This window comes from Bradyrhizobium sp., from assembly GCF_022844465.1.
Taxonomy (GTDB): Bacteria; Pseudomonadota; Alphaproteobacteria; order Rhizobiales; family Xanthobacteraceae; genus Bradyrhizobium.
Genome location: NZ_JALHLP010000014.1, coordinates 61,822 through 83,310, shown reverse-complemented (window position 1 = coordinate 83,310; position 21,489 = coordinate 61,822). Strand labels below are relative to the sequence as shown.

Below are 21,489 nucleotides of genomic sequence, written 5' to 3'. Positions count from 1 at the left end.
GATCGCGCATGCCGCAGCTCAATCGCCGGCTCGTGCTGGGTCTCGGCGTGGGCGCGTTGAGCGCAGCCGGTTTCGGCCCGGCGCTGGCGCAGGGCGGCGACAGGAAGCTGCATGGCCTCTCGGCATTCGGCGACCTGAAATATCCGGCGGATTTTCCCCATTTCAGCTACGTCAACGCCAACGCCCCGAAAGGCGGGACGTTTTCGCAACTGGTCGGCGCCGGGGGCTCGACCTTCAATTCGCTGAACGCCTACATTGTCAAGGGCGATGTGGCGAGCGGGATGTATCTCACTTTCGCCTCGCTGATGGCACGCGCCCTCGATGAACCGGACGCGGTCTATCCTCTGGCCGCGGAAGAGCTGACGGTTTCCGCCGATGGTTTGGTCTTTCGCTTCCGGCTGCGGCCGGGAATAGCCTTTCATGACGGTTCTGAAATCAACGCCTCGGACGTCGCCTTCTCGCTGACGACGCTGAAGAGCAAGGGTCATCCGACCTTCTCCTCGGTGCTCCGCGATCTCGCGGAAGCAACGGCCGAGGACAAGCGGACGGTGCAGCTGCGCTTTCATCCAACCCGCGGCCTGGACGTGCCGGCGCTCGCCGCCACGATGCCGATCTTCTCCGAAAAGTACTATTCGACGCGGTCGTTCGACGAAACCACGCTGGAGGCGCCGCTGGGGTCGGGTCCTTATCGCCTCGCTCGTTTCGAGCAGGGTCGTTTCGCCGAGTTTCAGCGGGTCCAGAACTGGTGGGGCGAGAATCTGCCGGTATCGCGCGGCCAGTACAATTTCGATGTCGTGCGGGACGAATACTACCGGGATCGCGAGGCCGGCTTCGAGGCGTTCACGGGCCGCAACTACCTGTTCCGGGAAGAGTTCACCTCGCGGGTCTGGGCGACGCGTTACGAATTCCCCGCGCTGCGCGACGGCCGCGTCAGGCGGGAAGTGATTCCCGACGAGCGGCCCTCCGGTGCGCAGGGCTGGCTGTTCAATACCAGGCGGGAAAAGTTCAGGGACCGGCGCGTTCGCGAGGCGCTGACGATCGCCTTCGATTTCGAATGGACCAACAAGAACCTGATGTACGGGTCCTACCAGCGCACCCATTCGGTGTTCCAGAACTCCGAGATGATGGCGCGGGGAGAGCCGTCGCCGGACGAGGTGGCGCTGCTGGAGCCGTTCCGCGACCGCGTGTTGCCGGAAGTGTTCGGGCAGGCATGGATACCTCCGGAGACCGACGGCTCGGGTCAGGATCGCAAGCTTTTGCGCAGCGCGGGCGACCTGCTCAATGCCGCGGGCTGGACCGTGAAAGACGGCCGCCGGCTGAACGCCGGGGGCGAGCAATTGGCGGTCGAATTCCTGCTGACCGAGCGGTCGTTCGAGCCGCATCACACCACCTTCATCAAGAACCTTCGCGTGCTCGGCATCGACGCCAACATTCGGCTGATTGATCCGGCGCAAGCCGAGGCTCGGCTGAAGGATTTCGATTTTGACATCGCCATTGCGCGGTTTATTTTCCCGCAAATTCCCGGAAGCTCGCTGCGAAACTATTTTTCGAGCGATTTCGCCAAAACCAAGGGTTCCAGCAACCTCGCCGGAATTTCCGACCCTGTCGTCGACGCGCTGGTCGAGAAAGCGGTGGGCGCGCAGACGCAGGCAACCCTCAACAACACCTGCCGCGCCCTTGACCGCGTGCTGCGATCCGGACGTTACTGGATTCCGCACTGGAACAAGGCTTCGCACTGGATCGCCTACTGGGACCAGTTCGGTTTCCCGCCGACCAAGCCGCGTTATGCGCGGGGGGCGCCGGACACCTGGTGGTACGATCAGGCCAAGGCCGCGAAACTCGAGCAGGCCAGGTAATCCATGACCGCCTATATCGCCCGCCGCGTGCTGCTGATGATCCCGACCCTGCTCGGTATCCTGTTCGTGTCCTTTGTGGTGGTGCAGTTCGCGCCGGGCGGCCCGGTCGAGCGCGTGATCGCGCAGCTCTCGGGATCCGACACCGGCGCGGCCTCCCGCGTTTCCGGCTCCTCCGGCGGTGATTTCGGCGCGCGGCCCCAGGTCGGCGCGTCGGCGGACGCCGTCAGTTCGAAATATCGCGGGGCGCAGGGGCTTGATCCCGAATTCATCAAGAAGCTCGAGACGCAGTTCGGCTTCGACAAGCCGGCGCCGGAACGGTTCGCGCTGATGCTGTGGAATTTTGCGCGCTTTGATTTCGGCAAGAGCTACTTCCGCGACGTCAGCGTGATCCAGCTGATCAAGGAAAAGCTGCCGGTCTCGATGTCGCTCGGCATCTGGATGACGCTTCTGACCTATCTGATCTCGATCCCGCTCGGGATCCGCAAGGCGGTGCAGGACGGGACGCGCTTGGACACCTGGACGTCGGCGGTGATCATCGTGGGGTTCGCGATCCCGGGCTTCCTGTTTGCGATCCTGCTCATCATCCTGTTTGCCGGCGGCTCGTTCTTCAACATTTTTCCGCTGCGCGGCCTGACCTCGGACGGCTGGGCGCAGTTTCCCTGGTACTGGAAGATCATCGACTATTTCTGGCACCTCGCGCTACCGCTGGTCTCGATGGCGCTCGGCGCCTTCGCCACCATGACGCTGCTGACCAAGAACTCGTTCCTCGATGAGATCCGCAAACAATACGTCATGACCGCGCGCGCCAAGGGCTGCAGCGAGCGGCAGGTGCTGTACAACCACGTCTTCCGCAACGCGATGCTGATCGTGATCGCGGGCTTTCCGGGCGCTTTCATCCACGCCTTCTTCTCCGGCTCGCTCCTGATCGAGACCATCTTCTCGCTCGACGGCCTCGGCCTGCTCGGCTTCGAAAGCGTCCTGAACCGCGATTACCCTGTGGTGTTCGGAACGCTGTTCATCTTTTCGCTGGTCGGCCTCGTGATCAACCTGATCTCGGACCTTGCCTACATGTGGATCGATCCGCGGATCGATTTCGAGGCGCGCGAGGTCTGATGACGATCACCGCGCCCCAGCCGGTCGAGACCTCGACGCAATCGCCGCTCGGCGAGGCGGTGCCGGTCACCCGGCACCGATTTTCGCCGTCGCCGCTCAACCGCCGCCGCTGGCAGAATTTCAAGGCCAATCGCCGCGGCTACTGGTCGTTCTGGATCTTCACGGTTCTGTTCGTGGTCTCGCTGTTTGCCGAGCTGATCGCCAACGACCGGCCGTTCCTGATCAAGTATGATGGCAGTCTCTATTGGCCGGCCTTCGTCAGCTATTCGGAAACCACCTTCGGCGGCGACTTCGAGACCGCCGCCGACTATCGCGATCCGTACCTGCAGAAGCAGATCGCGGCCAAGGGCGGCACCGTGATCTGGCCGCTGATCCGTTATTCCTACGCCACCCACAATCTCGACCTGCCGACGCCGGCGCCGTCGAAGCCGACCTGGATGCTGACGGAAGCCCAGTGCCGGGAGGTGGTGCAGAAGAAGGGCCTCAGCGGCTGCCGCGACCTCGAATACAACTGGCTCGGCACCGACGACCAGGGCCGCGACGTGGTCGCGCGCCTGATCTACGGCTTCCGCATCTCGGTGCTGTTCGGCCTGACGCTGACCATCGTCTCCTCCATCATCGGGATCGCCGCCGGCGGCGTGCAGGGCTATTTCGGCGGCTGGGTCGACCTCCTGTTCCAGCGCTTCATCGAGGTCTGGAACGCGATCCCTTCGCTCTATCTGTTGCTGATCATATCGGCGGTGCTTCCGCCCGGTTTCTTCATCCTGCTCGGCATTCTCTTGCTGTTCTCCTGGGTGTCGCTGGTTGGCCTGGTGCGCGCCGAATTCCTGCGCGGGCGAAACTTCGAGTATATCCAGGCGGCGCGGGCGCTCGGCGTTTCCAACGCCAAGATCATGTTCCGTCACCTGCTGCCGAACGCCATGGTGGCAACCATGACGTTCCTGCCCTTCATCGTGTCGTCCTCGGTGATGACGCTGACGGCGCTGGATTTCCTCGGCTTCGGCCTGCCGCCGGGCTCGCCGTCGCTTGGCGAGATGCTGTCGCAGGCCAAGGCCAACGTGCAGGCGCCGTGGCTCGGTCTCGCCGGCTTCTTCTCGGTAGCGATCATGCTGTCGCTGCTGATCTTCATCGGCGAGGCGGCGCGCGACGCCTTCGACCCGCGCAAGACGTTCCGGTAGGGGCCACGGCATGGATGCGATCAACCAGCCCCTGCTCGATGTCCGTGATCTCTCGGTGGCGTTCGGCGACACGCTCGCAGTCGATCATGTCTCGTTTTCCATCAGGCGCGGCGAATGCGTCGCACTGGTCGGCGAGTCCGGTTCCGGAAAATCGGTCAGCGCGCTGTCGGTCCTGAAGCTGCTGCCCTATCCGAGCGCTTCGCATCCCTCCGGCCAGATCCATTTCCGCGGCCGTGACCTGCTGATGGCGGCGGAAGGCGAGATGCGCGAAATCCGCGGCAACGATATCTCGATCATCTTCCAGGAGCCGATGACCTCGCTTAATCCGCTGCACACGATCGAGGCGCAGATCGGCGAGGTCCTGTTGCTGCATAGCGGTGTCGGCGGCGCGACGGCGCGGGCGCGCACGCTGGAACTATTGACGCAGGTCGGAATTCCCGATCCCGAAACCCGGCTGAAGAGCTATCCGCATCAGCTGTCCGGCGGCCAGCGCCAGCGTGTCATGATCGCGATGGCGCTCGCCAACGAACCGGATCTGCTGATCGCGGACGAACCGACCACCGCGCTCGACGTTACCGTGCAAGCCCAGATCCTGGCGCTGCTGGCGGAGATTCGCGCCCGGCTCGGCATGAGCATGCTGTTCATCACCCATGATCTCGGCATCGTCCGGCGCATCGCCGACGTCGTCTGCGTGATGAATTCGGGCAAGATCGTCGAGCAGGGGCCGGTCGAGCAGGTCTTCACCGCGCCGAAGCACGCCTATACGCGCGCGCTGCTGGCGGCCGAGCCGAAGCCCGACCCGGCGCCGCCGCGACCGGGTTCGCCCGTGGTGATGTCGGCCGACAATCTCAAGGTCTGGTTTCCGATCAAGCGGGGGCTGTTGCGCAAGACCGTCGGCCACATCAAGGCGGTGGACGGCGTCAGCATTGCAGTACGCAAGGGCGAAACCCTCGGCGTCGTCGGTGAGTCCGGCTCCGGCAAGACCACGCTGGGCCTGGCGCTGCTGCGGCTGATCTCCTCCGAGGGGCCGATCGTGTTTCTCGGCAGCAATATTCAGGGCCTGCGCTTCAAGGCCATGCTGCCGTTCCGGCGTGACATGCAGATCGTGTTTCAGGATCCGTTCGGCGCGCTGAGCCCGCGGATGTCGGTCGGCGACATCGTCGCCGAGGGTCTTAGCGTTCACCAGCCCGGCCTGTCGCACGAGGCACGCGAGGCGCGGGTGGTCAAGGCGTTGAACGATGTTGGACTCGATCCGCGGACCCGGTTCCGCTACCCGCATGAATTCTCCGGCGGCCAGCGCCAGCGCATTTCGATCGCGCGCGCGGTGGTGCTGGAGCCGAATTTCGTCGTGCTGGACGAGCCGACCTCGGCGCTCGACATGCTGTTCCAGGCCCAGATGGTCGATCTGTTGCGCGAGCTGCAGCGCCAGCGCGACCTGACCTACTTGTTCATCTCGCACGATCTGCGCGTGGTGGCATCGCTGGCGAGCCACCTGATCGTGATGCGTCACGGCAAGGTGGTGGAGGAGGGGCCGGCCGCCGAACTGTTCAGAAATCCCAGGAGCGACTACACCCGCGCCCTGTTCGCCGCCGCGTTCCGGATCGAAGCCGCGCCGGACGCGCCTGCTACCTGACCGTCATTCCGGGGCGCGCGCAGCGCGAACCCGGAATCTCGACCCGCATAAAATTTCTGGATTCCGGGTTCACGCGCGTTGGCGCGTGCCCCGGAATGACGATGCGGGGCTAGCTATAGCCGCTTGATCGCCGTCACCTCGCTGCCGGCGGCCTTGATCCGCGCCATTGCCTCGCGCGTGCTTTCGATCACGGTGGCCATGTGATGCGCATTGGCGTGGACGATGGTGTCGGCATCGCGGGCGATGGCGACGTGGCCTTGCCAGAAGATCAGGTCGCCGCGTTGCAGCTTCTTCGTTTCAGCCAGACTCAACGTTCGGCCCAGTCCATCCTGCTGCATGTCGCTGTCGCGGGGACAGCCGGTGCCGGCGGCGTTCAGCGACAGCTGCACCAGTCCCGAGCAATCGATCCCGAGGCTGCTTTTGCCGCCCCACAGATAGGGCGTGCCGGCGAAACGCTCGGCGACCGCAACGAAATCCGTCTCCATCGCCTCGATGGCACCGAGGTGCGGCTTCGGCAGATGCCATCCCTCGCTGGATACGGCGAATGCTCCGGCTTCGCGAACCACCGTCAGCCCAGCGCCGAACGACAGCGTCTCGACCGGCGGCAGCTTGATCGAGGGGCCCGGGAAGGCCAACGTCCGCAGCGCCGTAACCTTGTGCGTCGGTGCGGCCGCGGGCCTTGCCAGCGCGGCATCCGCGATCCAGCCGACATAGCCGTCGCCGTGCAACTGGCCCCAAGCGAAGCCTTCGCCGTTGCGGTCGTAGATCGTGACGCGCTCGCCTTTCAGCGCCTCGGTCAGCAGCACGGCGTCGTGCGCGGGCGATCCGCGCAGCGGTGCGAGGGCCGCGGCGACGCAAAACTCCTCACCGGCGACGAAGCGCGCGGCCTCCACCTTGCCCTCGAGATATTTCGCGGCGAGATCGGGCCGCGCCGGGGTCAGGCGCGGATCATCCATAGCGTTCGCTCAAGAGCTTGTAGATCGCGCGCGCCGCCTGGCATTCGCCGCCTTCGGGGCGCGCCGGCTTGGCGGAAGGCGTCCAGCCGTAGATATCGACATGCAACCAGCTCTTCGCCTCGGTCACGAAGCGCTGCAGGAACAGCGCGCAGGTGATCGAGCCGGCAAAGCTGCCGGACGGCGCGTTGTTGATGTCGGCTGTTTTCGAATCCAGCCAGGAATCGTAAGCCGGCCAAAGCGGTAACCGCCATAACGGGTCGTTCTCCGTTTTCGCGTGGGCTGCGACGCTCGCGGCCAGCGTCTCATCATGGGTGTAAAAGGGCGGTAAATCCGGTCCCAGCGCCACCCGCGCTGCACCCGTCAGGGTGCCGAGATCGATCAGCAGGTCAGGCTTCTCTTCGTCGGCGAGCGCCAGCGCGTCCGCCAGCACCAGCCGCCCCTCGGCGTCGGTGTTGCCGATCTCGACGGTCGGTCCCTTGCGCGACTTGAAGACGTCGAGCGGTCGGAAGGCGTTGCCGGCCACCGCGTTCTCCACCGCCGGAATCAGGACGCGCAGCCGGATCTTCAGCTTCGCATCCATCACCATCTGCGCCAGCGCCAGCACGTTGGCGGCGCCGCCCATGTCCTTTTTCATGATCAGCATGCCGCCGGATGGCTTCAGGTCGAGGCCCCCGGTATCGAAGCACACGCCTTTTCCGACCAGCGTTACCCTGGGGTGAGACGGATCGCCCCAGCTGATGTCGATCAGGCGCGGCGCGCGTGTCGAGGCCATGCCGACCGCGTGGATCAACGGGAAGTTCTGTTTGACGAGTTCATCGCCGACGATGCAGGTGAAGCTCGCGCCAAAGCGCGCAGCCAGCGCTTGCGCGGCCTGCGCCAGTTGCTCCGGGCCCATGTCGTTCGACGGCGTATTGATCAGGTCGCGCGCCAGCGAAGCCGCCGCCGCCATCCTCACGACGTCGGCGATGTCGACGCCATCGGGCGGCGCCAGCCGGACCGCGGGCATCTCGTTCTTCCGGTAGCGGCCGAAGCGGTAGGCGCCTAGCGCGAATGCCAGCGTTGCGAGGCGGGCGTCATGCGGGGCATTGGCAAAACGGTACAGGCCGGAGGGCAGCAGGCCGGGCAGCGCGCCTGGTCGGAACGGATCGCGCGCCCGGTCGCTCTCGTCGTCGAGTCCGAAAACGACATGGGCGAGCTGCCCGTCCGGCCCGGGTAACGTCAGGCACCTGCCGGGCTTGGCGGTGAAACCGTTAGCCGTCGCAAACCGCCTCGCCGGTGCGGGAAGGCCGTCGGCGATGGCGGCCCATGTCGTCCTGGTGGCGAAGGTGATCGGGATGGCGGTGGTGGAGGCGGTAGCGGTTTCAAACAGGGAATGCATGCTGCGTCTCGCAAGGGCGGGGTCACGCCGCTGGCATAGCACGGCGAATTAACCGGCCGTTAGGGTTAACAGTCTATTGCTGGTCCGTCCGGATCGATCCATTCGCCAGATATCCCCGAGTTGAAGTGCCATGCGTCGACAGTCCAGCAATATCCGGGTTCTTGCGCGGCTCCTTGGCTCCGTTGCCGTGTCGGCGGTTCTCGCTGCGGGCCTTGGCGGCTGCCAGACCGTATCCGACGTCACGGGAGCGCTGGCATCCTCGAAGGCGCAAGCACCTGTTCCCGACGATCCGCGCCGCGCCGTGGAAGTCTATGGCGAGCGCTATCGCGCCAACCCCAAGGATGCAGAAGCGGCATTGGCGTACGGCCAGGCGCTGCGGGCCTCCGGCCAGCGCGCCCAGGCCTCCGCCGTGCTGGAACAGGCCACGATCGCTCATCCCGGCAACAAGACGCTGCTGGCCGCTTACGGCCGCGCGCTCGCCGACAACGGTAGTTCGCAGGCCGCCTTCGACGTGCTTGCCCGTGCCCATACCCCGGCCAATCCCGACTGGCGCATTCTGTCGGTGCAGGGCACCACGCTGGACAAGCTCGGCAAGCATGAGGACGCCCGCCGCTACTACGCCAGCGCGCTGAAGATCGTGCCGGAAGAGCCGTCGGTGCTGTCCAACCTCGGCCTCTCCTACATGCTGACGCGGGAGTTGCCGCAGGCCGAGGAAACGTTGCGTAGGGCCCATGGCAATCCGCGGGCCGATGGCCGGGTGCGACAGAACCTGGCGCTGGTGGTGGGCCTGCAGGGCCGCTTTGCGGAAGCCGAGACCATTGCCAAGGGCGACCTGCCGGCCGAAGAGGCGGCGGCCAATGTCGCTTACCTTCGGGAGATGTTGAGCCGCAAGGACAAGAACAATTCGCGTCCTCCCGGCAGCAGGCCGACGGTGCCGGTGGCAGCGCTCGACCGGCCGAACTGATCCGCCGCTACGCCAGACCTGTGGGAACTTCGCCGGCGCGGCTTCGCTGCGCCGAACGTCTTAATGCGGCATCGTCTGGAGCTTGATGTAGGTCGGTCCAAGAATGACGATGAACAGGCAGGGCAGGAAGAACAGGATCATCGGCACGGTGAGCTTCGGCGGCAGCGCGGCCGCCTTCTTCTCGGCCTCGTTCATCCGCATGTCGCGGTTCTCCTGCGCCATCACGCGCAGGCTCTGGCCGAGCGGCGTTCCGTAGCGTTCCGACTGCATCAGCGCCAGGCAGACCGATTTCACGCCCTCGAGGCCGGTGCGCTTGGCGAGGTTTTCGTAGGCCACCTTGCGGTCCTGCAGATAGGACAATTCGGCAGTCGTCAGCGCAAACTCCTCCGACAGCGCGATCGACTGGCCTGCGATTTCGGCAGCCACCTTGCGGAAGGCGACCTCGACCGACATGCCTGACTCGACGCAGATCAACAGCAGGTCCAGCGCGTCCGGAAAGGCGCGCTTGATCGAAAGCTGGCGTTTGCCGATGGCGTTCTTCAGGAACAGCATCGGCGCCTGCAGCCCGAGATAGGCGGCCCCGATACAGATGCCGAGCTTGATCGCGAGCGATTTGTCCAGCGGCGTGATGACGAACACGTAGAGGGCTGCGCCAAGAAACAGTGCGATCGGCGTCACCGCGCGGGCAAACAGGAAGGTGACGTAGGGCGCTTGGCCGCGATAGCCCGCCATGACCAGCTTGTCGCGGGCGGCTTCCTGTGCCAGCCACTTGGTCAGGTTGAAATCTTCCACCACCTTGGAGACGAGCTGCTTCGGGGTCTGCCGCAGCGACACCTTCTCCGTCTTGGCGAGACGGTCGCGTTCGCGCTGGCGGAGCCGTTCGCGCTCGCTGGCGACCGCCTTCATCCGCTTGGCCAGGCCTTCGCCGGCGAACAGCGGCATGATCAGCGTGTAAGCGGTCGCGCTGGCCGCGATGGCGGCGAGCAGCATCGTCATGAACCGCGCGTCGTGGAGCTTGGAGACAATAAGTTCAATCATGGCACACCGTCAGAAGTCGAAGTTGATCATCTTTTTCATTACCAGGACGCCGATCGTCATCCAGCCGACGCAGGCAACGAGCATGAACTGGCCGATGTGATGGGTCCAAAGCAACGCGATGTAGTCGGGGGTGGTAATCCATACCAGAAGCATCACGATCGGAGGCAGCGATCCGATGATGCCAGCCGAGGCCTTGGCTTCCATCGACATCGCCTGAATCTTCTCCGCCATCTTCTTGCGGTCGCGCAGCACCTTGGAGAGGTTGCCGAGTGCTTCCGACAGGTTGCCGCCCGACTTCTGCTGGATCGCGACCACGATGCCGAAGAAGTTCGCCTCCGGCACCGGCATCCGCTCGTACAGGCGCGCGCAGGCTTCGCCCAGCGGCATGCCTATGGCCTGCGTCTCGATGATGGCCAGAAACTCGCTCTTGAGCGGCTCCGGCGCGTCGGCCGCGACCACCTTGATCGACTCGAACAGCGGCAGGCCGGCCTTGATGCCGCGCACGATCACATCGACGGCGTCGGGAAGTGCCTTCAGGAATGCCTTTTCCCGGCGCTTCTTGAGGTAGCCCAGGATCCAGCGCGGCAAGCCCAGGCCGGCGGCAAAGGCCATGGCCGCGGCGCCAGGCAATCCGCCGCCAACCATGAACGCGAGAGCGAATGCCGCTGCGGCGAGAACGCCGGACGCGATCCAGAACTTCTGCGTCGTCCAGGATCCCAGACCGGCCTGGGCAAGCCGGACGCTGAGGGGAACGGACTTTTCCTTCTGGCGGCGGGCGTCGAGTTCCTTAAGCGATCCTTCGACCTGTTCGCGGCGCGAGCGCTGGCTCTTTTCGGTCTGGCGCGCGGCGGGTTCGGAGCGCGCGATCGAGGCGCGGCGCGATTGAGCCATCCTCTCGCCCGACAGCGCGGGATAGATGAAGACCCATGCCAGGCCGCCGATGGCGGTGGCGGCCATGAAGGCCAGTGCGAGCGTTTGCATGCAGGTCGCCCTCTCAATCCTTGACGATGACTTCGGCGGCGTCGAGCGCGGCCGCGAGCCGGTTCTCTTCGCCGTAATACCGCGCGCGTTCCCAGAACCGTGGACGGCCGATCCCGGTCGAGCGGTGCCGCCCGACAATCTTGCCGTTCGCGTCTTCGCCGATCATGTCGTAGAGGAACACGTCCTGGGTGATGATGGTGTCGCCTTCCATCCCCATCACCTCGGTGATGTGGGTGATGCGGCGCGAGCCGTCGCGCAGGCGCGCTGCCTGGATGATGACGTCGATGGAGGCACAGATCATTTCGCGGATGGTGCGCGAGGGCAGCGAGAAGCCGCCCATGGTGATCATCGATTCGCAGCGCGACAGGGCTTCCCGGGGGTTGTTGGCGTGCAGCGTCCCCATCGAGCCGTCGTGGCCGGTGTTCATGGCCTGCAGAAGGTCGAATGCCTCGGGTCCGCGGACTTCGCCGACGATGATGCGTTCCGGCCGCATACGCAGGCAGTTGCGGACCAGTTCGCGCATCGTGACCTGGCCCTCGCCCTCGATGTTGGGCGGGCGGGTTTCCAGCCGTACCACATGCGGCTGCTGCAACTGGAGTTCCGCGGCATCCTCGCAGGTGATCACGCGCTCGTCGTGCTCGATAAACTGGGTCAGGCAGTTCAACAGCGTGGTCTTGCCGGAGCCGGTGCCGCCGGAAATCAGCACATTGCAGCGGACGCGGCCGATGATCTGCAGGATCTGGGCCCCTTCCGGCGAGATCGCGCCGAATTTGACGAGCTGATCGAGCGTCAGCTTGTCCTTCCTGAATTTTCGAATGGTAAGCGCCGGACCGTCGATCGCCAGCGGCGGGACGATGGCGTTGACGCGGCTGCCGTCGGCAAGCCGCGCGTCGCAGATCGGCGAGGATTCGTCGACCCGTCGTCCGACCTGGCTGACGATGCGCTGGCAGATGTTGAGAAGCTGCTGATTGTCGCGGAAGCGGATCCCGGTTTTCTGGATCTTGCCGTCGACTTCGATGAATACCGTGCCGGCGCCGTTGACCATGATGTCGGCGATGTCGTCGCGCGACAGCAGCGGCTCCAGCGGGCCGTAGCCGAGCACATCGTTGCAGATGTCGTCGAGCAGCTCTTCCTGCTCGGCAATCGACATCACGATGTTCTTGATCGCGATGATCTCGTTGACGATGTCGCGGATTTCCTCGCGCGCCGACTCGCCGTCGAGCTTGGCCAGCTGGGCGAGGTCGATCGCCTCGATCAGGGCGCCGAAGATCGTCGCCTTGACCTGGTAGTAGTTGTCGGACCGCCGCGCTTCCATGGTGGGTGCGGGTGGCGATTTCGCGGGAGCGATCGGCGGCGACACGACAGTCGGAGCGACCGCCTCGCGCGCGGCGGCCGGCGCGCTGGAAACCAGTTCCGGCGCCTGTATCGCGGGCTTCAATACCCGCGTATCACTTTCATTTCCGCTACGCTTACCGAACACGATGATACTCCAGCCGGCCTGCTTACTTCTTGGCCCGCAACTTGGCGATCAGAGGTGACAACAACGAACTCTTGGGCTTCTTGGTCTCGCCGCGCCCGGTCAGCCGCTGCGCGACCTGCAGGAACATCTCGGTGGTGCGATGAGTGGCGGAGATTTCCGCGATCATCTGGCCGTTGTTGGCGGCCGCACCAAAGATCTGCGGCTCGAACGGGATGGTGGCGATCGGGTGGCTCTCGATCGCCTTGGCGAATTCGCTGGCCGGGATCTCCGGCCGTTTCGGTATCCCGACCTGGTTCAGACAGTAGAGCGGCGGGCGGTCGTTCGGACGCGCCGCCTTCAGCAGGTCGTATATGTTCTTGGTGTTGCGCAGATTGGCGAGATCGGGCGCCGCGACGATCAGGATGTCGTCGGCCGCGATCAGCGCCCGCTTGGTCCATCCGGACCATTGATGGGGAATGTCGAGCACGATGCAGGGCATGGTGGTGCGGAGCGTGTCGAAGATCGAATCGAAGGCCTCCGCGCCAAAATCGTAGACCCGGTCCAGCGTCGCCGGCGCCGCCAGCAGGCTGAGATGGTCGGTGCATTTCGATAACAGGCGGTCGAGGAAGGCGGTATCGACGCGGTCGGGCGAGAACACCGCGTCGGCGATGCCCTGCGCCGGATCCTGATTGTAGTCGAGGCCCGCGGTGCCGAAAGCAAGATCGAGATCGGCAACTACGGAATCCAGCGCCAGATCGCGTGCGATCGCCCAGGCAACGTTATGGGCGATGGTGGACGCGCCGACGCCGCCCTTGGCGCCGATGATGGCAATGATGCGCCCGACGGCCTTGGCCTCCGGCGCCGAGAACAGGTTGCAAACCGACCTGACGACGTCGATGGTTGCGACCGGGGCGATGACATAGTCGCTGACGCCGCGACGCACCAGTTCGCGATAGAGCGTGACATCGTTGATGCGGCCGATCACGATGACCCGGGTTCCGGCGTCGCACACGGTGGCGAGCTGGTCCAGGCCGTGGAGAATCTCGGTGCGGCCTTCGGTTTCCAGGATGATCACGTTCGGCGTCGGCGCCGATCGGTAAGCCTCGATGGCGGCGGCCATTCCGCCCATCTGAATCTTGAGATGGGCCTTGCCGAGGCGACGGTCTTCGCCCGCCGCCTGCACGGCAGCGGCGGTTTCGACCGTCTCGCAGAACGCCTGAACCGACACCCGCGGCGCTGGCGCGATGTGATCGTCGGTAGCCGGAGCCGAGCCGTCCGCCTGCAATTGCGTGTTATGGCGCGCGTGGTTGATCATTTGCCGACGTCACTGAGTTTGGCCCTGTCGGACTCGGGATAGGAGGTGGCGGTGGTGGTGCCCCGGCGATACTTGTCGAAGCCGATGCTGCGCCGCGGCGTGTAGGCGGGTGTCTCGGGACGCGGCTGCACCAGGTCCGACGGGTTGTCGACCATCGCCGCCAGATTGCGCTGGTTGGAGCAGCCGAAATTGTAATACGGCTTGTTGTCGAAATAGCCCTTGTTGTTGATCGAGGGACCGAGATCCTCGGGCCACAGGCCGCACGGGCCGGCCACTGCAGAAATCTTCGGATAATTCAGCCGGATCGCCGCCATGTGCCGCGGATCATCCGGGCGATAAGGGCGGACAGTGACCGCGCGCGGCGGCAATCCAGCCGCGGCCAGGGTTGCCTGGATCTCCCGCAAGGAATCCTGGGCGGCCCGCGCGTTCGGGGTATCAACGGGCACGTCGATGCTGATGGCGCCGGTGCCTTCGCCAAGCCATGCCTGCGCCAGGCCGATCACGTCAGCGCGCTGCGCGGCGGAAATCCCGCCGCGTCCGCGACCGACGAATACGACGATGGAGCGGTCGGCCTCCTGGATCGCGATCGGGTGCCGCAGGCGGTAGTCGTCCGGCACGCCAGCGGTCGTCAGGTCCTCGGCGGCATGCTTGCAGGCTGTCAATGCCACGGCAATGCCGACCAGCGCTATCGCCAGCCGGGGAGCGCGGAGGTGACCGGCGGGTCTCTTGGGTCTCGTCTGTGCTGTCATCGTCCCGTCTCAGTCCGTAATAAAGCCGTAGGTGCCGCGATAATTCCGTGCCCGCGCCGGTTCGGCCCGACCTGGAACGCCGTAGATCCGGTTGATGCTGCCAAGCAGGTCGGCCTGGGGATCCGATGAGCTGGCGAAACCGTCGTCAGGACGCGACAGGTCCTTCTGGGCGACCGCGCGGACCACGTAGGGCGTGACCAGGACCATCAGCTCGGTCTGGTTGTTGACGTAGTCACGGCTGCGGAACAGCGTGCCGAGAACCGGAATCTGCGACATGCCCGGAAGGCCGTTGATGGCCTGCTTGGTCTGTTCTGCGATCAGGCCGGCCATCGCCATGGAGCCGCCCGAGGGAATCTCCAGGGTCGTCTCGGCCCGGCGGGTCTTGATCGAGGGGATCGTGAGCGAGTTCGTTGCCGTGGCGCTGACGGCCTGGGACAGCGTGATCGAATTGTCGTTCGACAATTCGGACACTTCCGTCATCACGCGGAGGCTGATGCGGCCTTCGGTCAGAACGACCGGAGTGAAGTTGAGCGAGATGCCGAATTTCTTGAAGTTGATCTGGGTGGTGCAGACGCGCGTGACCGGATCGCAGGAATAGCCCGCGGGCACCGGAAACTCGCCGCCGGCGATGAAGGTCGCGGATTCGCCGGAGATTGCCGTCAGATTGGGTTCGGCCAGCGTCCGCACGACGCCGGCGCTCTCCATGGCGCGGAGGGTTGCGGTCACCGAGGGAACGCTGCCGAACGATCCGCTCAAGCTGTTGGTTCCGACCAGTGACCGGCCATAGGCGGTGAACGGGTTGGCGTTGCTGAAATTCACGACCGCCGTGCCATAGGTCATGCTGGCAGTGAGGTCGATTCCCATCTGTTTGACGATGTTGCGCGCGACTTCAGCGACGGTCACCTTCAGCATCACCTGGTCGCGCCCGCGAACTGCGATCGAATTGACGACCCTGTCGCCGCCGCCGACCAGACGGGTCGCCATGTCGGCGGCCTGCTGGGCTTCGATCGGAGACGCGGCGGTGCCGCTCAGCACGACGCCTTCGCCGACACCCTCGATCTGGATATCGGAATTGGGCAGCGACTGCTTCAGCGCGGCGCGAAGGCCGTTGAGGTCGCGCTTGACCGCGATGTCATAGGCCGCCATCTGCTGGCCCGCGGTGTCGAAGAAGATGATGTTGGTCTGGCCGACCGCGGCGCCGATGATATAGGCCCGCTGGGTGGAGCGGACGACGGCGTTGGCGATCTTTGGATCGGCGACCAGCACGTCCTTGATGTCCCGCGGAAGGTCGATCACGATGGATTTTCCGATTCCGAGCGAAAGGGAGCGCGCGCCCAGCTGTCCGTCGGCGGCGACAGGTGCGACGGCGCGATAGTCGCTGGCCACGACCGGCGTCAGCGCCGGATTGAGCGTGAGCGCAGCCGCGGCCGAAAACGACAGGGCGCGGACCACCAACGTCCGCATCGGTCGATTTCCCCTGCATTTCATCTCGTGCATCCTATTGCTCATTTCTGCATCGTCTGCGGGATGGCGACGCCATAGCGAACGATGTTGAGGCTTTCGCCGCGCTTGATCTGCTCTTCCACCTTCTCGATGGCGTTGACGTCGACGATGCTGCGCAGCGCCAGCGATATGGTGCCGGCCTGGCGCGAACGCGCCAGCGTTTCGGCTTGCTCGGGCTTTACTTCTAGCGTCGCGGTCTTGCCGACGATCGTGCTGCTGCCGTCCTTCTCCTTTGGCGCCTGGTCGATCGCCAGGACGCGAATATTGGTCATGATGATTTCGGAGCTGACGACGTCCGCGCCCGCGCGGTCAGGGTTCTTCTCGCGCTTGGAGAGGATCACGTCGACGCGGTCGTTCGGTAGGATGAAGCCGCCGGCGCCGGTCTCCGGTGAAATCTCGGTGGAAATGGCCCTGAACCCGCGCGGCAGGATCGCCGCCATGAAACCGGAGCCATCGGCTCTCACGAGTTTCTGCTCCCGGATCGGCTCGCCCGCGATGAACGGCGCGCGCGCGATCGTGCCGGTGATTTCCTTCACGGCGTCAGGTTTGCTGGCGCGGCTGATGAAATTGTTGCTGGCGGTCGAGGCCGGCCAGCTCTGCCATTGCATATCGTCGGACTTGACCGACTGGCCGAGGCCAATGTCCGATTTTGCAACAAGGATCTCAACGGTCTGCATCTGGGCGGCGGGCGCGGCCGGCGCAGCCTGATCCGACCCGCTGGCGAGATACGCGGCAATGCCGCCAGCGCCGACGGCGATGGTCAGGACGACAATGCGTGCGGTATTCATACGCTTCACTTTCCACATTACGCCGCGACGCTTCCGTCGCCGCAAACGGGAGTTGACCAGCTATTCGTCAAAGCATGGTTAATGAGGCGTGTGTAAATTGCCTTAACAGTCCGTTACCAGGACAACTCAGCGCATCGCGAGGCGCGTGAGGTCGATCGCCTTGATCCACTCGGTGTCCGGATAGACCATCAGCGCGCCGAGCGCGAGCGCGATGCCGTAGGGGATGCCGCTCTGCCTGTCGTGCAACCGGTTGAGCCAGGGTTGACCAGAAAGCGGGTAGGGCAGCGGCCACTGCCGGAACTGCAACAGCAACATCGTCAGCGCGCCGCCGAACAGCGAGGCATAGATGAGGAAGTTGAAGAGATGGTCGAAACCGAACCAGAGCGCCACGCAGGCCGCGACCTTGGCGTCGCCGCCGCCGACCCAACCCATCGCGAAACAGGCGAACGCCACCGCCAGCACGGCGGCGCCGGCGCCGGCATGCAGCAGCATGGCGTGCGCGCTCATGCCGCCGAGCAACGCGAGCACCAGGAAGCCAGCGATCAGCGCCAGCGATATCCGGTTCGAGATGGTCATCGTGAACAGGTCGCTCGAGGCCGCAAACGCCATCAGGGCCGGGAACAGCATCAAGCGCGCAATGTCGAGCATCATGGGGCGGCCGGTCCGTTGGGATAAGGATGCGATCAGGACTTCGCTGCAGCCTATTGGCGACAGGTAAATGATCGGGAAACGGCGGCGCGGCAGTTGCGCAGGGCCGCCGGCTGGAAACAAGACGAAAAAGGCCCCGGCATTGCCGGGGCCTTTGACGACAAGCGCGAACGGTCGCTTACTTCAGCGACGTCGAGATCTTGTCGAAGTTGCCGGACAGCTGGGTGCCGACGCCGCGGACGGCGGTGATGATCGCAATCGCGATCCCGGCGGCGATCAGGCCGTACTCGATGGCGGTGGCGCCGGACTCATCCTTCACGAAACGCGAAACGAGGTTCTTCATACATATGGCTCCTGTGTACACAGTGGCTGTTCAAACGAGTATTGGTCTCCCCGGCGTTCTCAGCACCGTGACCATGGCGGTAACCTAGGTTGCGACAATTTCGACGCAGTTAATTCGATCAGGTAAAGACAGCCCTAATCCGCTGTTCTTGAGCACAGTAAATGCGGGATTAAGGCGTGAGGTATATTGCGAAACGCGGGCTTGCTAGCCGCGCGGCGCAGCAACGGGCGCACAGCATTCATGGCTCTTTAAGCGCGAGCAGATACCGCTTGGGAAGTCCCGTCCAGCGAGGCCGCCATGTCCACTTTGCCGTTTGAAGTTATCGAGATGGTCGGCCAGACGATGGCGAAGATCCTGCCGGTCACCATCGCGCTCGCGCTGGTATTCACGGTTCTCTCGCACTTCTGGGCCTGCAATCCCGGCAAGCCGTGGTGGCGCAAGCGCGAATTGGTGACCGACGTCTGCTACTGGTTCTTCGTACCGGTGTTCGCCCGCATCTTCCGCATCGGGCTGATGGTGCTGGGCGCTGCGGTGCTCTTCGACATTCACGATGCCGACGCGTTGATCGCCTTCTACGATAACGGCCATGGACCTCTGGCGCAGCTGCCGCTCTGGATTCAGGCGGTGCTGTTTGTGGTCGCGTCCGACTTCATGCTGTACTGGCTGCACCGGATGTTTCACCGCGGCGGCTTCTGGAAGTATCATGCCATCCATCACTCCTCCGCCGACCTGGAATGGATTTCGGCGGCGCGGTTCCATCCGGTCAATCTGCTGATCGGAACGATACTGGTGGACGCTATCCTGCTGATGGCCGGCATCTCTCCCAACATCATGCTGTGGGTCGGGCCGTTCACCACCTTTCACTCCGCCTTCGTTCACGCCAATCTGAACTGGACGCTCGGGCCTTTCAAATACGTGCTCGCCACGCCGGTCTTCCATCGCTGGCACCACACCTCGCTCGAGGAAGGCGGCAACAGCAATTTCGCCGGTACGTTTCCGCTCTGGGATATCCTGTTCGGGACGTTCCGCATGCCGGAGAACCGGCTGCCGGACGATTACGGCGTAAGCGATCAGATCCCCACCGCGATCGGTGGTCAGCTGGCATATCCGTTTCGGCAGTAGCGTGTCGGGGAAAGCGTTCTTGATGACCGAGACCGTTGCAGCCGGCAGCCCAGCGAAAGCGTTCAGCCTCGCGCACGTCCCGGCCTGGGCCTGGATGGGAATCTGGGTGTACGTGGTCGTACTGATCAACGGCAACCTGCTGCTCAACGACACCGACACCTACTGGCATGTGGCGACGGGCAACTGGGTCCTCGATCACGGCGCCTTGCCGCGCGTCGACATCTATTCGTTCACAAAGCCGGGTGAAGCATGGATCTCAACCGCCTGGCTTGCGCAAGTGCTGTTTGCCGGAGCCTACCGGCTTGCGGGCTGGGCGGGGCCCGTCGTTCTCTCCGCGGCTTCGTTCGCGGCGACTTTCGCGCTTCTTTGTTACATTCTTTCCCGACGTGTTCCCGCAGCCTTTGTCATCATGATTGCAGTCGCGGCGTTGCTGCTTTCGATCGGGCACGCGTTCGCCCGGCCGCATGTGCTGGCGTTGCCGGTGATGCTGGCATGGGTGTACGGATTGATGTCGGCGAGCGAGCGGGGCGAAGCGCCGTCATTCTGGCTGCTGCCCCTGATCGTGCTGTGGACCAATCTGCATGGCGGATTCCTGCTCGGACTGGTCTTGGTTGGGGCCTTCGCGCTGGATGCGGTGTGGAATGCGCGATCTTCGCAGCCCGTATCGCTGGGGCTGCGCTGGGCTGCGTTCGGCGCCTGCGCGCTGGCCGCCACCTGCGTAACGCCCTACGGATGGGAATCCATCCTGGCCTCCCGCAAGATTCTTCAGCTCGGCGAATTGTTGCAGCTGATCGCCGAATGGATGCCGGCCAATTTCAGTTCCTTCAGCCCGTTCGAAGGCGTGATCCTGCTGTCGATCGCCGGCGCCCTGTTCTGGGGTGTCAAGCTGTCGCCGCCGCGTATCCTGCTGGTGCTGGTCCTGCTCCACATGACGCTTTCCCACGTCAGGAACTTCGAGATATTCGCTCTGCTGATGCCGCTGGTGGTGCTGAAGCCGATAGTGGAGCAGTTCGGCCTGCGGACCTCGGGGCCGGCGCGAGCCGGCTTTCCGGCCGCGTCAGCGGTCGCACTGGCCGCGGCTGTCGGGGTCCTGACCGGGGCGGTCGTTGCCCACCGTGAGTACACGCCGAGGCCGGCCCATTCGCCGGCCGCCGCGGTGGACGTACTGAAACGAGAGAACGCCAAGCGTATCCTCAACGATCTTCCGTTCGGTGGATACCTCATCGCGCGCGGAATGCCGGTGTTCATAGACGGACGATCCGAACTATACGGTGAAAAGTTCGTGACGAGATATTTTCGCGCGCTGCAGCTCAAGGACGTCAACCAGTTGCTCGATATTCTCCGGGACTACGACATCGACGCCGTGCTGCTGACGCCTGGGACGCCCGCGATCACGCTGCTCGATCATCTCGATGGCTGGCAGCGCGTCCATGTGGACGAAACATCCGTGGTACACGCCCGCAAGGCCAATTGACTGTCTCATTTGCTCGCTGCACGTTGTGCTTCAAAGCCTTGAGGCTGATCACGAGAGGCGGCAATGTCCGTGGGCCTGGAAATCCTTGAGATGCTCGGCCAGACCCTCGTCAAGGTACTGCCTGTGACGCTTGCGCTGGCGCTGGTGTTCTCGGTGTTGACGCATTTCTGGGCCTGCAATCCCGGCAAGCCCTGGTGGCGCAAGCGCGAACTCATAGCCGACATTTCCTACTGGTTCCTGGTGCCGTTGTTTGCGCGCGTCTTCCGGATCGGGCTGCTGGTGCTCGGCAGCGGGCTGCTGTTCGGGATCAGCGACGCCGACGAACTGATCGCCTTCTACGACAACGGCCATGGCCCGCTGTCGACGCTGCCATTGTGGCTGCAGGCGATCGTGTTCCTGGTGCTGGCCGATTTCATGATGTACTGGCTGCATCGGATGTTTCATGGCGGCGGATTCTGGAAGTACCACGCCATCCATCATTCATCCCAGGACGTGGACTGGATTTCCGCGGCGCGCTTTCACCCCGTGAACCTGCTGCTGGGAACCATCGGCATCGACGCCGCGCTGCTGCTGGCAGGGATTTCGCCGGTCGTGATGCTCTGGCTCGGGCCGTTCAACATCTTCCATTCGGCGTTCGTCCACGCCAACCTGAACTGGACGCTCGGCCCGTTGAAATACGTGGTAGCAACGCCGGTGTTTCATCGTTGGCACCACACCTCCCGCATGGAAGGTGGCGACACCAATTTCGCGGGGACCTTTCCCGTGTGGGATATTCTGTTCGGAACCTTCCGGCTGCCGGCTAATCGGCTGCCGGACCAGTATGGCCTGGACGAGCCGTCCTCTTTCCCCGGCGACCTCGTCGGACAACTGGTCTATCCGTTCCGGAAGCAACGGCGATAACCGCGTCAGAACTGGCGCCCACAGACGTCTGATCGACTCCGGCCCGGTGCTTGCGCGCAAATCATGCTTAAGGAAAAGCTAGCGGCCGCTG

General features: G+C 64.2%; 19 protein-coding genes. 8 read left to right on the top strand and 11 right to left on the bottom strand.

All coding sequences use genetic code 11. From position 1 onward, the window contains the following. The first annotated feature begins 8 nt into the window (after positions 1 to 8). The 4 genes from Q0D31_RS18760 to Q0D31_RS18745 are packed head-to-tail and all read left to right on the top strand — an operon-like array spanning position 9 to position 5,780. Positions 9 to 1,856 (top strand): extracellular solute-binding protein, encoded by a 1,848-nt coding sequence (locus tag Q0D31_RS18760; RefSeq protein WP_291854312.1) that lies wholly within the window; start codon positions 9 to 11, stop codon positions 1,854 to 1,856. A gap of 3 nt (positions 1,857 to 1,859) precedes the next feature. Next, positions 1,860 to 2,969, top strand: a complete 1,110-nt coding sequence (locus Q0D31_RS18755) for a microcin C ABC transporter permease YejB (RefSeq protein WP_291854310.1) — start codon at positions 1,860 to 1,862, stop codon at positions 2,967 to 2,969. Beyond that, positions 2,969 to 4,147: an ABC transporter permease gene (locus tag Q0D31_RS18750; RefSeq protein ID WP_291854308.1), complete on the top strand. Its 1,179-nt coding sequence runs from the start codon at positions 2,969 to 2,971 to the stop codon at positions 4,145 to 4,147. Before Q0D31_RS18755 ends, Q0D31_RS18750 begins: the two co-directional genes overlap by 1 nt. Before the next feature lie 10 nt (positions 4,148 to 4,157). Beyond that, positions 4,158 to 5,780: an ABC transporter ATP-binding protein gene (locus tag Q0D31_RS18745; protein ID WP_291854306.1), complete on the top strand. Its 1,623-nt coding sequence runs from the start codon at positions 4,158 to 4,160 to the stop codon at positions 5,778 to 5,780. 113 nt (positions 5,781 to 5,893) lie between these two features. Here Q0D31_RS18745 and Q0D31_RS18740 read toward each other — a convergent pair whose 3' ends face one another. Together Q0D31_RS18740 and Q0D31_RS18735 are read right to left on the bottom strand one after the other, a co-directional pair. Then, the gene (locus tag Q0D31_RS18740) at positions 5,894 to 6,736 is read right to left on the bottom strand and encodes an NlpC/P60 family protein (protein ID WP_291854304.1); all 843 of its coding nucleotides are present in this window, start codon (positions 6,734 to 6,736) and stop codon (positions 5,894 to 5,896) included. Continuing rightward, positions 6,729 to 8,114, bottom strand: a complete 1,386-nt coding sequence (locus tag Q0D31_RS18735; RefSeq protein WP_291854302.1) for a leucyl aminopeptidase family protein — start codon at positions 8,112 to 8,114, stop codon at positions 6,729 to 6,731. The genes Q0D31_RS18740 and Q0D31_RS18735 overlap by 8 nt, the downstream gene beginning before the upstream one ends. 130 nt (positions 8,115 to 8,244) lie before the next feature. On the opposite strand from Q0D31_RS18735, the gene Q0D31_RS18730 reads away from it, so the two are divergent. Next, positions 8,245 to 9,078 (top strand): tetratricopeptide repeat protein, encoded by an 834-nt coding sequence (locus tag Q0D31_RS18730; protein ID WP_291854300.1) that lies wholly within the window; start codon positions 8,245 to 8,247, stop codon positions 9,076 to 9,078. Positions 9,079 to 9,138: 60 nt separating this feature from the next. Here Q0D31_RS18730 and Q0D31_RS18725 read toward each other — a convergent pair whose 3' ends face one another. From Q0D31_RS18725 to Q0D31_RS18685, 9 genes are all read right to left on the bottom strand, one after another. After that, a complete protein-coding gene (locus Q0D31_RS18725) occupies positions 9,139 to 10,116 on the bottom strand; it encodes a type II secretion system F family protein (protein WP_291854297.1) in 978 nt (325 codons plus the stop codon). 9 nt (positions 10,117 to 10,125) lie between these two features. Then, the gene (locus Q0D31_RS18720) at positions 10,126 to 11,097 is read right to left on the bottom strand and encodes a type II secretion system F family protein (protein ID WP_291854295.1); all 972 of its coding nucleotides are present in this window, start codon (positions 11,095 to 11,097) and stop codon (positions 10,126 to 10,128) included. A 13-nt stretch (positions 11,098 to 11,110) separates the two neighbouring features. Further along, a complete protein-coding gene (locus Q0D31_RS18715) occupies positions 11,111 to 12,577 on the bottom strand; it encodes a CpaF family protein (protein ID WP_291854294.1) in 1,467 nt (488 codons plus the stop codon). Between the two features lie 22 nt (positions 12,578 to 12,599). After that, positions 12,600 to 13,871 (bottom strand): AAA family ATPase, encoded by a 1,272-nt coding sequence (locus Q0D31_RS18710; RefSeq protein ID WP_291854292.1) that lies wholly within the window; start codon positions 13,869 to 13,871, stop codon positions 12,600 to 12,602. Beyond that, on the bottom strand, positions 13,868 to 14,620 hold the full coding sequence (locus tag Q0D31_RS18705) for a CpaD family pilus assembly protein (protein ID WP_291854290.1): 753 nt from the start codon (positions 14,618 to 14,620) through the stop codon (positions 13,868 to 13,870). The genes Q0D31_RS18710 and Q0D31_RS18705 overlap by 4 nt, the downstream gene beginning before the upstream one ends. Before the next feature lie 9 nt (positions 14,621 to 14,629). After that, complete coding sequence (locus tag Q0D31_RS18700) at positions 14,630 to 16,108, bottom strand: type II and III secretion system protein family protein (RefSeq protein ID WP_291854363.1); 1,479 nt, start codon at positions 16,106 to 16,108, stop codon at positions 14,630 to 14,632. 17 nt (positions 16,109 to 16,125) lie between these two features. Next, positions 16,126 to 16,911 (bottom strand): Flp pilus assembly protein CpaB, encoded by a 786-nt coding sequence (cpaB, locus tag Q0D31_RS18695; RefSeq protein WP_291854288.1) that lies wholly within the window; start codon positions 16,909 to 16,911, stop codon positions 16,126 to 16,128. Between the two features lie 126 nt (positions 16,912 to 17,037). Further along, on the bottom strand, positions 17,038 to 17,562 hold the full coding sequence (locus tag Q0D31_RS18690) for a prepilin peptidase (protein WP_291854286.1): 525 nt from the start codon (positions 17,560 to 17,562) through the stop codon (positions 17,038 to 17,040). A gap of 175 nt (positions 17,563 to 17,737) precedes the next feature. Next, positions 17,738 to 17,902 carry a Flp family type IVb pilin gene (locus Q0D31_RS18685; protein ID WP_291854283.1) on the bottom strand — a complete coding sequence of 55 codons (165 nt, stop codon included), beginning with the start codon at positions 17,900 to 17,902 and terminating at the stop codon, positions 17,738 to 17,740. 297 nt (positions 17,903 to 18,199) lie between these two features. On the opposite strand from Q0D31_RS18685, the gene Q0D31_RS18680 reads away from it, so the two are divergent. From Q0D31_RS18680 to Q0D31_RS18670, 3 genes are all read left to right on the top strand, one after another. Then, positions 18,200 to 19,024 carry a sterol desaturase family protein gene (locus Q0D31_RS18680; protein ID WP_291854281.1) on the top strand — a complete coding sequence of 275 codons (825 nt, stop codon included), beginning with the start codon at positions 18,200 to 18,202 and terminating at the stop codon, positions 19,022 to 19,024. A gap of 22 nt (positions 19,025 to 19,046) precedes the next feature. Then, a complete protein-coding gene (locus Q0D31_RS18675) occupies positions 19,047 to 20,498 on the top strand; it encodes a hypothetical protein (protein ID WP_291854279.1) in 1,452 nt (483 codons plus the stop codon). Between the two features lie 63 nt (positions 20,499 to 20,561). Continuing rightward, positions 20,562 to 21,398 carry a sterol desaturase family protein gene (locus tag Q0D31_RS18670; protein WP_291854277.1) on the top strand — a complete coding sequence of 279 codons (837 nt, stop codon included), beginning with the start codon at positions 20,562 to 20,564 and terminating at the stop codon, positions 21,396 to 21,398. Positions 21,399 to 21,489 lie beyond the last annotated feature (91 nt).